Here is a 13,253-nt window from a genome sequence, read left to right on the forward strand (position 1 = left end):
GCTGGCGCAAGCCGTGGCCGTCCAGCCGGACGGTGCCGAAATCAAGCCGCGGGTGGTGCTCTCCGCCCGCGGCCTGCGGCGCGATTTTGCCGGTTTCGTCGCCGTCAACAATGTCGACCTCGACGTCCATCACGGCCAGATCCATGCACTGATCGGGCCGAACGGCGCCGGCAAGACGACGATCTTCAACCTCTTGACCAAGTTCCTGCAGCCGAGCAGCGGCAGGATCGAACTGTTGGGCAACGACATCACCCGCACCGCGCCGGCCAGGGTGGCGCGCATGGGTCTCGTCCGCTCGTTCCAGATATCGGCGATCTTTCCGCATCTGAGCGTGCTCGACAATGTCCGCGTCGCCTTGCAGCGGCCGAGCGGGCTCGGCTTCCAGTTCTGGCGCTCGCTGGCCGCGCTTGACCAACTGACTCCACGGGCGCGCGAACTGCTTGCCGTCGTCGGTCTCGACGATGTCGCGCATCGTCCGGCCGGCGATCTCTCCTATGGCCGAAAGCGCGTGCTCGAGATCGCCACCACGCTGGCGCTCGACCCGAAAGTGCTGCTGCTCGACGAGCCGATGGCCGGCATGGGGCACGAGGATGTCGGCGTCATTTCCGGCATCATCCGCTCGCTGGCAACGGACCGCGCCGTGCTGATGGTCGAGCACAATCTCACCGTCGTCGCCGACCTCTGCGACTGGATCACCGTCATGCAGCGCGGCCAGGTGCTCGCCGCCGGCGACTACGCGACGGTGAGCAACGATGAGCGCGTCAGGGTCGCCTACATGGGGACCGAGCAGGGGGACCGAGCATGAGTGAGCCGCTGCTTGCCGTGCGCGATCTCCATGCCTGGTATGGCGAGGGCCATGCGCTGCATGGCGTCAACCTCGACGTTTTTCGCGGTGAGACCGTGACGCTGCTCGGCCGCAACGGCGTCGGCAAGACCACAACGCTGCGCGCCATCATGGGGCTGGTTCGCAAGCGCAGCGGCAGCGTCGCCTTCGATGGCAGCGACCTGATGCGCCTGCCGCTGCATCGTGTTGCCCATCGCGGCATCGGCTTCGTGCCGGAGGAACGCGGCATCTTCGCCACGCTCACCGTCGACGAGAACCTGATCCTGCCGCCGGTGGTGGCCAAGGGCGGCATGAGCGTCGACGAGATCTTCGATCTCTTTCCCAACCTCAAGGAGCGCCGCAACAGCCCCGGCACCAAACTCTCCGGCGGCGAACAGCAGATGCTGGCCATCGCCCGCATCCTGCGGACGGGCGTGCAGATGCTGCTGCTCGACGAGCCGACCGAGGGCCTGGCGCCGGTCATCGTCCAGCGCATCGGCGAACTGCTGGCGACCTTGAAAAAGCGCGGCATGACCATCCTGCTCGTCGAGCAGAATTTCCGCTTCGCCGCCCGCATCGCCGACCGCTTCTACCTGATGGAGCACGGCAAGGTGGTGGAGGGTTTTGCCGTAAGCGAGCTTGCCGCTCACACGCAACAGCTGCACGAGGTGTTGGGGGTATGATGACGACAGCCCACGGCAGTACCCCCACCCCGCTGCTGCGCAGCGACCCTCCCCATAAGGGGGAGGGTGGAGGGCCACCGCCCTACCTCCCCCTTGTGGGGAGGTCGGACCGAAGGTCCGGGTGGGGGTACGTGCCGCACAGACGCATCCCCCTTGCAACACCATCGGTGACGCCATGACCATGATCTTCGGCATCCCCGTCCAGGCCTTGCTCGGCCAGATGCTGGTCGGGCTGATCAACGGCTCCTTCTACGCCATGCTGAGCCTCGGCCTGGCCGTCATCTTCGGCCTGCTGCGGATCATCAATTTCGCCCATGGCGCACTCTATATGCTCGGCGCCTTCATCGGTTACCTGCTGCTCGTCCATCTCGGCATCGGCTACTGGCCGGCGCTGCTCCTGGTGCCGCTCATCGTCGGCGTCTTCGGCATGGCGGTCGAGCGCGTGGCGCTGTCGCGGCTCTACCGCCTGGATCCGCTCTACGGGCTGCTGTTCACCTTCGGACTGGCGCTGGTCATCGAAGGCGTGTTCCGTTTCTACTACGGTGTGTCAGGCAACCCATATGCCGTTCCGGCGCAGCTTGCCGGCGGCACCAATCTCGGCTTCATGTTCCTGCCCAACTATCGCGGCTGGGTGGTGGTGGCCTCGCTCATTATCTGCATCGGCACCTGGCTCCTGATCGAAAAGACCAGGCTCGGCTCCTATCTGCGCGCCGCGACCGAGAATCCGGAGCTGGTGCAGGCCTTCGGCGTCAACGTGCCGCTGCTGCTGACGCTCACCTATGGGCTCGGCGCGGCGCTCGCCGGCCTTGCCGGTATTCTCGCCGCGCCCGTCTACCAGGTCAGTCCGCTGATGGGCTCCGATATCATCATCGTCGTCTTTGCCGTCGTCGTGGTCGGCGGCATGGGTTCGATCCTCGGGGCCATCGTCACCGGCTATATGCTCGGCCTCGCCGAGGGCCTGACCAAGGTGTTCTATCCCGAGGCGTCGAACCTCGTCGTCTTCGTCATCATGGCGGTCGTGCTGCTCCTGCGCCCCGCCGGCCTGTTCGGAAGGGACGCCTGAGATGAGCGAGGCAACCCTTCACCAACAGCGCACCGCCGCCTCCGTGCGGCTGGAGCGGGTATTGCTGGCATTGGCCATACTGGCGCTGATAGCCGCGCCCTTCTTCGTCTATCCGATCTTCCTGATGAAGATGCTGTGCTTCGCGCTGTTTGCCTGCGCCTTCAACCTGCTGCTCGGCTACACCGGGCTGTTGTCGTTCGGCCACGCCACCTTCTACGGCGCCGCCGCCTATTTCTGCGCCTACGCCGTCAAGGCATGGGGCTGGCCGCCCGAGGCCGGCATCCTGCTCGGCACCGCCGGAGCGGCCGTGCTCGGCCTGGTCATGGGCTTCCTCGCCATCCGCCGGCAAGGCATCTATTTCTCGATGATCACGCTGGCGCTGGCGCAGATGTTTTATTTCTTCTGTGTCCAGGCGCCGTTCACCGAAGGCGAGGACGGCATACAGGGCGTGCCGCGCGGGCATCTGTTCGGCATCGTCGATCTCAACGTCACGCTCAACATGTATTTCGTCGTGCTTGCCGTCTTCCTCATCGGCGTCTTCGCCGTCTGGCGCATCGTCAACTCGCCGTTCGGCATGATCCTGCGTTCGATCCGCGAGAACGAGAACCGCGCCATCTCGCTGGGCTATTCGGTCGGCCGCTACAAGCTCGTCGCCTTCGTCATGTCGGCAGCCCTTGCCGGGCTTGCCGGCGCGACCAAGGCGATCGTCTTCCAGTTCGCGACGCTGACCGACGTCACCTGGCAGATGTCGGGCGAGGTGATCCTGATGACGCTGCTCGGCGGCATCGGCACCATGGTCGGTCCTGTCGTCGGCGCCGGCCTCGTCGTCGGGCTGGAAAACACGCTCGCCACCTCCGGCTTCCCGGTGACCATCGCCACCGGCCTGATCTTCATGATCTGCGTGCTGGTCTTTCGCCGCGGCATCGTCGGCGAGATTTACGCGCGCTGGCTGGCGCCGGCCAACGGCGAGGCGGGCCGCGATCAATAGGTGATGGTCACCACCACCGTGTCGGTGTAGACGCCGGCCGAGGGCGTCGTCTGCGGCGGCACGCGGCCATAGACGGTGAGCGCCTGGGCCGTACCGGTTCCGGTGCCGGCCACCGTGCTTCCCGGCGTTCCGGCGTCACCCCAGGGCTGCGAGCGCGCGGCGTCCTTGTAGAGGCCGTAGGTCACCCGCTCAGCCCCCTTTGACATCTTTCGGTTGGTCGGCGTGCCGCCTGTCGTGCCGCCATTCAGCGACACCGTATAGGCGGTCGACGGCGTGCAGGTGACCGAGACCTGGCCGGTGGCGTCGGCATTGGCGGTGAGCACGCCCTTGGAGCCGAAATCGATGTTCTGGGTGGTGACCAGGCAATTGGCCGCAACCGTCGCGTTGATGGTGAAGGTCGGATCGGGCGCCGTCAGACCGAAGCCGGTGTTGCAGCTGTTGCCGAGCAGGTCGTTCTGGTAGCGAAACTCGACGTGGATGCCCGAAAATATCGACTGATAGGTGCCCGGCGGAACCGCTGACTGGCCGCCGGTCACCCGAGCGTAGATCGTGGCGCTGCCGGATGCATTGCCGATGAGAATGGGCACCAGCACCTGCGGCGGCGGGCGCGATGCATAGGCCCAGGTATAGGAACCCCACACGACGCTCATTCCGGGGTCTGAATAGAGCTGGTAGTTAAGGCTGTTGGCGCCGCTCGCCATCTGCCTGGCTGCCGCCGAGGTAGCACCCCCACTGCCGGCGCCGATATGCGGACAGAACAGGATGCGCACCACGCCGCCGGTGCAATTCATGTTGAGTGTCGCCGTCGCGGTGGCTGCGGTGGCCGACAGCGTGTCGATGAGACCGAAATTCATGTCGGTGACGGTACCGGTGCAGCTCTGCGCCCGGGCCAGCGACGGCAGCAGTACGAGGATTATAACGACTGCAGCGCGCATCATTTGGCCTGGGATTTTCATTGGCACACCACATCCTTGATCGTCACTTGCCGGCCTCGCACCGCTTCGAACGGGAAATCCGCTCGGCACGAGCTGCCGTCCGCCAGACCGACCACCACCGCATTCTGCTTGCCGAGGCCCTTGATGTAGGCCTGCCCATCATAGCCGACGACGAAATCTTCCGTGCCGCCGTCGACGCGGCCGGCAAGCCCGGCTTCGAGCGGCGTGCCGCTCGGGTCGACCAGCGTCACCAGCGCGGCCTGCGCCGCCTCCGACACGCCGAACTTCAGCACGACGCCGTTGCGGTCGGCCGGAACGACAGTCTCCTTGGTGGTCGGAATATCGGCGTCGACGGGCAGGTTCTTCGGGTCTATCGACACCGTGTTGGGCTCATAGGAATTCAGCCCGGTGACCAGGATGCGGCCTTTGCTGTCGGTCTTCCCCACCGGCCGGTTCTGATGCAGGACCTCGACGTCCGGCGTGCCGACATCGACGACGGCAAAGGCATCGTCGATGCGGTTGGTGGCGAACACACCGCCGCCTGCGACCGCAATGGCGCCGTCCATCTGTCCGGTCACGCGAAAGTCCTTGTCGAATTGCTGGGCGCCGGCCTCGAAACGCGCAAACGGCGCGCGGTAGCTGACCGCTGCCGAACGATTGGGGACCTCGCCCTCCGAGGTGCGCAGCCGCCAGCCGATGCTGCCGTCCTCGGCCCGCTCCGATTTGGCGAGGTCGGCCACGATATTGAGGCCGTCAGGCCCATGCTCGACACCCGTCGACGCCATGACGTCGTCATTGAACGGGATCGAAATCCCCGCAAAGATGCCATAACTGTCGCCGTCGTCGAGATCGGCGAAGGCCGTGGCATAGAGCGTGCTGCGCTTGAAGATCGCCTGACTATAGGAGAGGCCGACGATCTGGCTGGTCTCGCCTTCGGCATCCTTGAGGTGGGTATAGGAGAAGTTGAGGCTGGAGAAATCGATCGGCATCGGCACGCTGAGCGTCACCTGGTCGACCGCCCGCGGCACACCGGCGCTGAAACGGGTGAAATCATCTGGATCGAGTATGACCGGCTGTGCCGTCACCGAAGCGATGTCATCATAGCCGCCGAACGCCCGCTGCATGCGGGCATTGACCGCCCAGCCGTCATAACCGAACTCGGCCCTGGCATCGACCAGCGAACCGGTGCGCCCGTCATGATGGCTGCCGGCGACTGCCAGCGAAGCCGCGCCATATGCCCCGAGCGGGAAGGCAGCGCCTATGCCGCCATTGATCAGGTCGGCGCCGCCCTCGGCATGGGCTTCCAATGTCAGCCGGTCGGTCACGCCGTAACGCGCCGTGGCGACCCCCATGACGCGGCCGTCGTAATCGTCGGAGGAGATGCCGAAATTGCGCCGCGCCATCCCTGCCTCCACGGAAAAGTCGAGCAGTCCCTGGCGCAGCAGCATGCTGGAGGCATAGAATGGCAAGGTGGCCGTGGTCTCGCGGCCGAGGCTGTCGCGCAACACCACCTGCGCCTGTCCGGCGCCGGTGAACACCGGCAGGTTGGTGACCTGGAACGGCCCGGGCTGGATGTCGCCGGAATAGGTGCGCACGTTCTGCGTATAGACCTCCAGCGTCGACGGCACCGCCGCGGTGCCGGCGAAGGAGGGCAGGGGCAGCGTCACCAGGTCCGATCGCAGGTGGAAGTTGCGTTGCGCCTGGATACCGCCGAGATAGACCGGACGCGTCCACGACAATCCGCCGGAGATGAAGTCGCCGGCTCGGTAGGTCATCAGCCGGTCGGGGTCGGAATAGCTCCAGGTCGTATTGAGCCGGGTGAAGCCACCCAGCCTGCCGTCGGAATAGCCGGCGATGAAGGATTGGCTGAGCGTCCCGTAGGGGCTGAACACGCGCGCATCGAAACCGCCGGAAACGCCCTGGAACAGCTCGACGTCCTTGTCGAACAATGAGTTGGAGCTGGCAAACAGCGAATAGTTGAGAACCGCGCCCAAGCCCGACTGCGGCGCCGGCCGGTCCTCCTGCAAGCGTAAGCCGAGATCGACGATGCGCGCCTCTCGGCTGTCATCGGCCGCCGTGACATAGAGGCGCTGCGTGGCCTCGTCGACCTGAAACGACACGTCCGCCAGCTGGTCGAGCCTGACCAGGCCGCCGGCGTCGGCTACGCCCTCCGGCGGCTTCAGGCCGACCCCTTTCAGCTCTTCCGGAGTCGCCGCCAGGCCGCCGCCCGGCATTTCGGTGAAATTGCCGATCAGTTTCGTCGAGGCGTCGTTGATGAACACCTCCAGATAGAGGCTGCGGCCGGCTGGCAAAACGGATTCAGGCTCTTCAGGGTTCGTCACGGCCGGCAGCTCTTGCGAGTTCACTGCCGGGCAAGGTGTGAAAGTCGCGAGCGCGACGACAATCGCGGTGCTAGCGGCCCTTGACGGCAACTTTGGCATCGAAAGGTCCAAGATCGCTCTGTGCCTTCAAAAGCACCGAGCCCGCGGACAGTGATTTGCTGCTGCCGATCGGCCACTGCATGGTGGCGCCGCCCAGGACATAACCGACGAGTCCGTTTCGGCTGCCAAGCTTCTTGCCGTTCTGGGTCAGGGATAGGTTGGACAGGCGGAGGCGACTTTCGCCGCTGTTGCTGGCGGTCAGCACAAGGCCGCCGCCCTTGCGCGAAATGCTCCACGCAACTGCCGGCGCCGCTGCATCGGCATTGCGGAAAAACACCGGCACCGAATAGCGAAGCGCGAGCGCGACCGTACCGGCCTTCTTGCGTGAGGGGTCCGGCAGTTCGTCGACGATGACGCGGTAGCTTTCCTCGGCCCGCACCGGCGCCTTCGACACGCGCACGACGCGAACCACGTATTGGGCATTGGGTCCGAGTTTGGTCGATGGTGGGCTGGCGACCACGTCCGTGGTCGGCGTCAGCGTTTCGATGCCGCCGGCCTGGCTCCATGCGAAGACCCGGATCTGCACATTGATCGGCCGCTTGGCGTCATCGTTGGCGAGGTTGAGAACCGCCGCGCTGTCGGGAGCGATCAGTTCGAGGCCTGTCGGCGCTACTCTCAGCGAGGCAGCGTGTGACGTCCCGGCGCAGAGCAATAAAAGAGCCGTGGCGCCAATGCATGAAAGCATGGATCGCATGGTCTTCCTCGTAATTGGTGCCGATAATCAGTAGGTTAGGGTGACCTGAACGATGTCCGCATAGTCGCCCGCCACCGGTGTCGGCTGGATCGGAACGCGCCCGTAGACCGTGAGGCTCTGGACGCTGCCATTGCCGGTTCCCGCTTGCGTGTCGGTGCCGGATGTGATGCCCCAGACCTGCGCATGGCCGCCATCCTGGTAAAGACTATAGTTGACCACCGCTGCGCCCGGCCCGGTCATCTTGCGACTCCCGACGGTTGTGCCCGCGCCATTTCCGAGACCCAGACCCACGACGTAGGTCTGTCCGGCGGTGCATTGCACGCCAATGGTGCTGGTCTGGTCCACATTGGTATCAATGATACCGTGCGAACCGAAAATAAGATCGCTAGCCGTCAGGATCTTGCATTCGTTTGTGATCGTGATCTTCACGTTAAAGTTGGTGGTCAAGACGGTGGAGGTCGCGGGAAGGGTTGCAAGCAGCGACCCACCCAGCAGCAGCGCGTATTTTAGCAATCTCATGCGATGGCCCTCCGTCGGGGCAGATCGTTCTTCGCAAAACGGTCTTGACCCGGATTTCACCCCTACAGCTCCTCCGCTGCATGCTTCGCAAGACATCAACGGTACAGTAATGTCACAAGCGAACTGTGCAATTATTATTACAACTTAGATTCGGATTGCGACAGCGAATAACTTCGGTATGTATCGGATAATTTTGGTTAATATTTGGTTAACAGAGATAAAATGGACATTTTTCCAAAGTGAAAGTTCGTCTGTCGATAATTTATTTTAGTTCTCGTGCGGAAAAGGCGAAAATATCTGGCAAATCATCTTGATTTTGTAGAGTCTCACCTGCCGTCCTTTATTATCGATATTTCGCGGCGTGCACCGGCGCCAAGCAGCCATCGCCATATAGCCGCGCGGGTGGCTGTTCCAGCCTGTCCAAGCCTTGCGATCATGCTGACAGGGCCGCATTCGCCAAAACCGTGTTCCGCCCGGCCCAAGCATGGCCGTCCCGGCTGAGATAAATCCACCGCCGTCGGATCGCGGCGATGCGAATCATTCTTGCCACGCTGACCCCGATTTCTTCGGCGGCGCATCGGCCGGACGGGAGATGCGCCTGTTGTCCCTTGGAGCCATGATCGTACGGCCGGTAGCCGCGCGGACCGGCTGCCAGACGTCAGAAAAGGAAGAACGATGAAGAAGACCTATGAAAAGCCAAAGCTCGAAAAGCGCCAGAAGCTGTCGCGCGTGACGGCTGTCGCCGCCCATCAGTGACCAGTGAGAGCTGACGCCGTCGACCGGCATCGAACCACCAGCGGACAAGGAGAGCAGTCATGGATCAGCATGCGAACCCGTCACCCGGCTTCAGGCGCAATCCCGGCAAGGTGATCACCGTCGAGCCCTTCAACGGGCGTGTCGTCGTGTTTGCAAGCGGCAACATCATCGCTTCCTCGGCAAAAGCCAAAATGGTGACCGAGCCGCCCCATCCCTTCTCCTTCTACATCCCGTTCGAGGACATCGACTTCCGCAAGCTCAAGAAGACGGAGCGGTCGACGCTGTGCCCCTACAAGGGTGACGCCAGCTACTGGAACGTGCTGCCGGCGGGTGAAACCGGCAACGATGCGATGTGGGCCTATGAGCAGCCCTTCGACGAGATGGCCGAGATTCGCGCCCACGGCGCCTTCTATCCCGACCGGGTCGCCATCGACGCCACGCCGCGCTAGCGCGTCATGCCTGTCGCCCAAAAGTGGCCAGCGTTTTTGGAGCCGACGACAGGCATGAACAGAGGAATTTTTCAGATCAGCCAAAGCTGTCCTCACCCGGGGGCGCAGCGGTTTTGCGGCAACGGCATGCCGAAACGAAGACAAAAGGTCATGGACGAAAAGCAGAGAGCAATTCTCGACGAAATCCCGCGCCTGCGCCGCTATGCGCGCTCGCTGCTGCGCGACCGCGATTCCGCCGACGATCTCGTCCAGGACTGCCTGGAGCGGGCGCTGCTGCGGCTGGACAACTGGCAGACGGGAGAGAGCCCGCGAAAATGGCTGTTCACGACCATGCATCATCTGTTCATCGACCAGATGCGCAAGGTGAACCGGCGAGGCGAGGCCTCGATGCTGCCGCTGGAGGCCGGCGAGGTGCAGGCCTCTCCCGCCGACCAGCTGGAGAACGTAGCCGCGCGCGAGATCATCACCGCGCTGCAGGCGATCAGCCCGGACCGCCGTGCCGCGCTGACCATGGTCGCCATCGAGGGCTTCTCCTATGCCGAGGCCGCCGAGATGCTCGGCGTGCCGGCCGGCACCCTGATGTCGCGCATCGCGCGCGGCCGTGAGGAACTGCGCGGCCTGCTTGAGGACAATGCGCGCCGCCGCGCGATAAGGATCGTCGAGCCAGGCCCGGGCAGGGCGGTTCCAATCAGGGCGCCAATGGCATGACGAGCCCCAATGGCATGATGACGCCTTACGGCATGGTCCGGCACGATTGCAGGCCTTGTCCGCACTGTGGGCGCGGCGCACCCGGTAACGCTTTCTTCTCTGCTTGCGTGCATAGTGGCGGCGACGGAGTGAGCGAAACCAGGGCATGGCTGAAGAGAAAATACGCAACGGCGAATTCTGGGCGCTTGCGCTCGAACGCGCTCATCTCGGCGTATGGGACTGGGATATTTTGAGCGGCGACTGTTTCTATTCGCCAACCTGGTCGCACATGCTGGGTTATGAGGATGGCGAGCTTGCCAACAGCGACGACCTCTGGCTGAAGCTGACGCATCCCGACGACCGCCAGCGGGCGCTGGCCAGCGGCGAGCGGCACATTTCCGGCCTGACCGCCTCGATCGAGACCGAGCTGCGCCTCAAGCACAAGGACGGCCACTGGATCTGGGTGCTGGACCGCGGCGGCATTGTCGAGCGTGACGAGACGGGCAAGCCGGTCAGGCTGATGGGCGTGCAGACCGACATCAGCCGGCAGAAAGAGGCGGAAGCCGAACTCGAGCGGGTCAATGTGCGCTTTCGCCTGGCGCTGGCGGCCAGCGGCACCGGCATCTGGCATCACGACATCGACGCCAACAAGAGCTATTGGGACGCCCGCACCAGGGAGATATTCGGCCTGGTCGCCGACACCGACGAGGTGGCTGCCGACCTTTGGCATTCCTATCTGCATCCCGACGACAAGGATGCCGCAGAGCGCGCCCATCTGGCGCCGCTTTCGACCGACGGCGTCGTCGCCGCGCAATACCGCATCGTCAGGCGCGACGGCGAAATCCGCCATGTCGAATCGCTGGTGCGCTTCATCGCGGCGCCCGAGACGGCGGGCCAGATTCTCGGCACCGTGCGCGACATCACCGAGGACAAGAAGCGCGAGCGGGAACTCGCCTACGCCGCTCACCACGATGCGCTGACCGGCCTGTTGAACCGTGCCGCCTTCGACCGGCTGCTGGCCGTGCATATCGCCACCGAGCGGGCTTTGCCGCTGGCGGTGTTCTATGTCGATCTCGACTACTTCAAGGCGCTCAACGACTTTGCCGGCCACGCCGCCGGCGACCTGGCGCTGAGGGGTGTCGCCGCCGGTATTCTGGGTTGCCTGCCGGCATCGGCGCGTGCCGCGCGCCTCGGCGGCGACGAGTTCGCGCTGCTGGTGCCCAATTGCCAATCGGCCAAGGCCGAGGCGCTGGCCGGCGCGATTCTTGCGGCGGTCCGTGACGCCGACCTCGGACTGCCGGCGACCTCGCGAAAACTCGCGGCCAGCATCGGCATCGCCTTCGTCGAGGACACCACCACCACAGTTGCCGATGCGTTGGCCTGCGCCGACGACGCCTGCTATGCCGCCAAGGCGGCCGGGCGCAATCGCTTCGCGGTGTTTTCGGCCGATGCGGCGTCGGGCTCCGGCGGCCTCAACGCGGCGCGTGTCGCCGCCGACACGGTCGACGCCATGGATGACGGGCGGCTGAAACTGTTCGGCCAGGAAATCCATCTGCTCGGCCAGCCCTGGCAGGAGAGCCGCCACGTCGAGGTGCTGGCGCGGCTTGCCGGGCGCAATGGCAAGCTGATCCCGCCCAACGAATTCATTCCGGTCGCCGAGCGCTTCGGCATTGCCTCGCGGCTGGACCGCTGGATCATCAGGACAGCGCTTTCGCAGCATGGCGCGGCGATGCGGTCAGGCGCCATCATGCTCGGCTTCAACCTGTCGGCGCAGACGCTGAGCGATCCGCTGCTATGGGATTTCGTCGACGCCGTCATCGCCGAGACCGGGGCGCCGCATTCCGGCATCGGCTTCGAGATCACCGAGACCGCGGCCGTCACCAATTTCGACGCCGCCGAGCAGTTCGTGCGCAAGGCGCGCGAGCGGCAATGCCGTGTCAGCCTCGACGATTTCGGCGCCGGCATGAGCTCGTTCGAATATTTGCGGCGCTTTCCGGTCGATCAGATCAAGATCGACGGCTCGTTCATCGAGAATATCGCGGAAAGCCGTTTCGACCGCGAGATCGTCTCGGCCATAGCGGGCATCGCCAAAAGTCTCGGCTGCGCGGTGGTGGCCGAAAAGATCGAGCAGCAGGAAGCGCTCGACATTCTGCGCGGCATGGGCGTGGCCTATGGCCAGGGTTTTCTGCTGCACCGGCCGGAGCCGCTCGAGGCGATCGTCGCGCGGGCCGGCGAACAGTCACCATCCAGCGGACAGTCACCGGAAAAGCGCTTCGGCTGACGGCTTCTCATCGCCCGAGCTGGCGCGACTTGTCCGGCTAACCGGCGTCGGCCTTCTCCTGCTTTCGCTGCGCCGCCTCCTTCTTGCGGCGCAACACCTCGTCGGTGCCGACAAGGTCCTTCGAGCCGCCGGAAATGGCGGTCGAGAGGACGGCGGGCGGATCGCTGGCCGGAAAACTGTCTTCGAGGCCTGATTGCAACTGCTCCTCGAGCGTCTGCGGGTTCTCGGAGCGGCCTTCGGCGCGGCGCTCGCCAACGGCTTCGACATCGCTCTTGGTGTCGGGGTGAGCGCGGGCTTCCGATATCGTCGACACCACCAGCTCGATGGCGAACTCTTTCATCGCCTCGGCTTGCGGCCCATCGACATCAGAGTCTTCGATCAGGCGGATGAGCGACTTTTCCAGGGCGCCCAGTTCCTTGACGCCCTGACACCGCGCCAGACGCTTGGTGAGCGAACCGATCAGCGCCGGGGCAAAGGTCGAATAGGCAAGCCTGCGTGTGTCGTCGACCTGCTCGGGATGAAGCTTTTGCAAGGACATAGATGCCTCCAGTCAATCAGCCGTGCAGCTTCTGCCGCTGGCCCCTCCTTAGGAAACAGAGGGGAGGGCAAGAGGTTCCATACAGTCCTCGACAGGGTCGACGAGTTCAACTCCACAGCGACGCCATGGTCAGCGACGCTTCGAATATCTGCTCCCTGTTCTCGTTCAGCATCTTGACGGTGATCCGCCGGTGGTCGCCCTCCGGTATCTCGTCGCGCGCCACATCGTGCAATATGCGCAGCGCTTCGGCTCCCGCACGCTCCCGGCTGGGAAAAAGCTGCCCCTCTTCATCAATCTGGGTCTCGGCGTTGTACAAGTCGAAGTAGAACCGTTCCATGTGTGCAAGGATCCCTGCGTGAGAACGCTAAGGCGCATCGCGGTTGAAGGACGCAGGCG

General features: G+C 64.3%; 13 protein-coding genes. 7 read left to right on the forward strand and 6 right to left on the reverse strand.

From position 1 onward, the window contains the following. Positions 1–13 precede the first annotated feature (13 nt). From NKJ76_RS12570 to NKJ76_RS12585, 4 genes are all read left to right on the forward strand, one after another. On the forward strand, positions 14–805 hold the full coding sequence (locus NKJ76_RS12570) for an ABC transporter ATP-binding protein (protein WP_352460554.1): 792 nt from the start codon (positions 14–16) through the stop codon (positions 803–805). Then, on the forward strand, positions 802–1,506 hold the full coding sequence (locus tag NKJ76_RS12575) for an ABC transporter ATP-binding protein (RefSeq protein WP_023671422.1): 705 nt from the start codon (positions 802–804) through the stop codon (positions 1,504–1,506). The genes NKJ76_RS12570 and NKJ76_RS12575 overlap by 4 nt, the downstream gene beginning before the upstream one ends. A gap of 175 nt (positions 1,507–1,681) precedes the next feature. Further along, positions 1,682–2,569 carry a branched-chain amino acid ABC transporter permease gene (locus NKJ76_RS12580; RefSeq protein ID WP_023671423.1) on the forward strand — a complete coding sequence of 296 codons (888 nt, stop codon included), beginning with the start codon at positions 1,682–1,684 and terminating at the stop codon, positions 2,567–2,569. 1 nt (position 2,570) lies between these two features. Next, positions 2,571–3,557 carry a branched-chain amino acid ABC transporter permease gene (locus tag NKJ76_RS12585; protein WP_023671424.1) on the forward strand — a complete coding sequence of 329 codons (987 nt, stop codon included), beginning with the start codon at positions 2,571–2,573 and terminating at the stop codon, positions 3,555–3,557. On the opposite strand, the gene NKJ76_RS12590 is transcribed toward NKJ76_RS12585, so the two are convergent. Genes NKJ76_RS12590 through NKJ76_RS12605 form a run of 4 tightly spaced genes read right to left on the reverse strand, consistent with a single transcriptional unit; the run spans position 3,551 to position 8,146 of the window. Next, positions 3,551–4,495, reverse strand: coding sequence for a Csu type fimbrial protein (locus NKJ76_RS12590; RefSeq protein WP_023671425.1), 945 nt, complete (start codon positions 4,493–4,495; stop codon positions 3,551–3,553). The two genes, NKJ76_RS12585 and NKJ76_RS12590, sit on opposite strands and share 7 nt — an antisense overlap. Before the next feature lie 14 nt (positions 4,496–4,509). Next, positions 4,510–6,933, reverse strand: a complete 2,424-nt coding sequence (locus tag NKJ76_RS12595; RefSeq protein WP_352460556.1) for a fimbria/pilus outer membrane usher protein — start codon at positions 6,931–6,933, stop codon at positions 4,510–4,512. Continuing rightward, positions 6,905–7,627, reverse strand: a complete 723-nt coding sequence (locus NKJ76_RS12600; protein WP_031215130.1) for a fimbrial biogenesis chaperone — start codon at positions 7,625–7,627, stop codon at positions 6,905–6,907. Before NKJ76_RS12600 ends, NKJ76_RS12595 begins: the two co-directional genes overlap by 29 nt. A gap of 27 nt (positions 7,628–7,654) precedes the next feature. Next, the gene (locus NKJ76_RS12605; protein WP_023671429.1) at positions 7,655–8,146 is read right to left on the reverse strand and encodes a Csu type fimbrial protein; all 492 of its coding nucleotides are present in this window, start codon (positions 8,144–8,146) and stop codon (positions 7,655–7,657) included. 815 nt (positions 8,147–8,961) lie between these two features. Between NKJ76_RS12605 and NKJ76_RS12610 the strand changes: the two genes are divergently transcribed. The 3 genes from NKJ76_RS12610 to NKJ76_RS12620 all read left to right on the forward strand — a co-directional run bounded on the left by NKJ76_RS12610 (position 8,962) and on the right by NKJ76_RS12620 (position 12,319). Beyond that, entirely contained in the window at positions 8,962–9,351 is a 390-nt protein-coding gene (locus NKJ76_RS12610; RefSeq protein ID WP_023671430.1) for a DUF427 domain-containing protein, read from the forward strand. Between the two features lie 150 nt (positions 9,352–9,501). Beyond that, positions 9,502–10,059 (forward strand): RNA polymerase sigma factor, encoded by a 558-nt coding sequence (locus NKJ76_RS12615; RefSeq protein ID WP_352537562.1) that lies wholly within the window; start codon positions 9,502–9,504, stop codon positions 10,057–10,059. Between the two features lie 145 nt (positions 10,060–10,204). Continuing rightward, the gene (locus NKJ76_RS12620) at positions 10,205–12,319 is read left to right on the forward strand and encodes an EAL domain-containing protein (protein ID WP_023697759.1); all 2,115 of its coding nucleotides are present in this window, start codon (positions 10,205–10,207) and stop codon (positions 12,317–12,319) included. Positions 12,320–12,356: 37 nt separating this feature from the next. Here the strand turns inward: NKJ76_RS12620 and NKJ76_RS12625 are convergent, their stop codons facing one another. Then, the gene (locus NKJ76_RS12625; RefSeq protein WP_023671434.1) at positions 12,357–12,857 is read right to left on the reverse strand and encodes a hypothetical protein; all 501 of its coding nucleotides are present in this window, start codon (positions 12,855–12,857) and stop codon (positions 12,357–12,359) included. Between the two features lie 106 nt (positions 12,858–12,963). Beyond that, a complete protein-coding gene (locus tag NKJ76_RS12630; protein WP_023671435.1) occupies positions 12,964–13,194 on the reverse strand; it encodes a DUF6894 family protein in 231 nt (76 codons plus the stop codon). Between the last annotated feature and the right edge of the window lie 59 nt (positions 13,195–13,253).

This window comes from Mesorhizobium sp. M0029 (assembly GCF_040323735.1).
In the GTDB taxonomy this organism is placed as follows: domain Bacteria; phylum Pseudomonadota; class Alphaproteobacteria; order Rhizobiales; family Rhizobiaceae; genus Mesorhizobium.

Coding starts and splice junctions, on each gene's coding strand:
- NKJ76_RS12615 (WP_352537562.1), top strand. CDS start 9,502: ATGGACGAAAAGCAGAGAGCAATTCTCGACGAAATCCCGCGCCTGCGC.
- NKJ76_RS12595 (WP_352460556.1), bottom strand. CDS start 6,933: ATGCCAAAGTTGCCGTCAAGGGCCGCTAGCACCGCGATTGTCGTCGCG.
- NKJ76_RS12590 (WP_023671425.1), bottom strand. CDS start 4,495: ATGATGCGCGCTGCAGTCGTTATAATCCTCGTACTGCTGCCGTCGCTG.
- NKJ76_RS12625 (WP_023671434.1), bottom strand. CDS start 12,857: ATGTCCTTGCAAAAGCTTCATCCCGAGCAGGTCGACGACACACGCAGG.
- NKJ76_RS12630 (WP_023671435.1), bottom strand. CDS start 13,194: ATGGAACGGTTCTACTTCGACTTGTACAACGCCGAGACCCAGATTGAT.
- NKJ76_RS12605 (WP_023671429.1), bottom strand. CDS start 8,146: ATGAGATTGCTAAAATACGCGCTGCTGCTGGGTGGGTCGCTGCTTGCA.
- NKJ76_RS12575 (WP_023671422.1), top strand. CDS start 802: ATGAGTGAGCCGCTGCTTGCCGTGCGCGATCTCCATGCCTGGTATGGC.
- NKJ76_RS12580 (WP_023671423.1), top strand. CDS start 1,682: ATGACCATGATCTTCGGCATCCCCGTCCAGGCCTTGCTCGGCCAGATG.
- NKJ76_RS12610 (WP_023671430.1), top strand. CDS start 8,962: ATGGATCAGCATGCGAACCCGTCACCCGGCTTCAGGCGCAATCCCGGC.
- NKJ76_RS12620 (WP_023697759.1), top strand. CDS start 10,205: ATGGCTGAAGAGAAAATACGCAACGGCGAATTCTGGGCGCTTGCGCTC.
- NKJ76_RS12585 (WP_023671424.1), top strand. CDS start 2,571: ATGAGCGAGGCAACCCTTCACCAACAGCGCACCGCCGCCTCCGTGCGG.
- NKJ76_RS12600 (WP_031215130.1), bottom strand. CDS start 7,627: ATGCGATCCATGCTTTCATGCATTGGCGCCACGGCTCTTTTATTGCTC.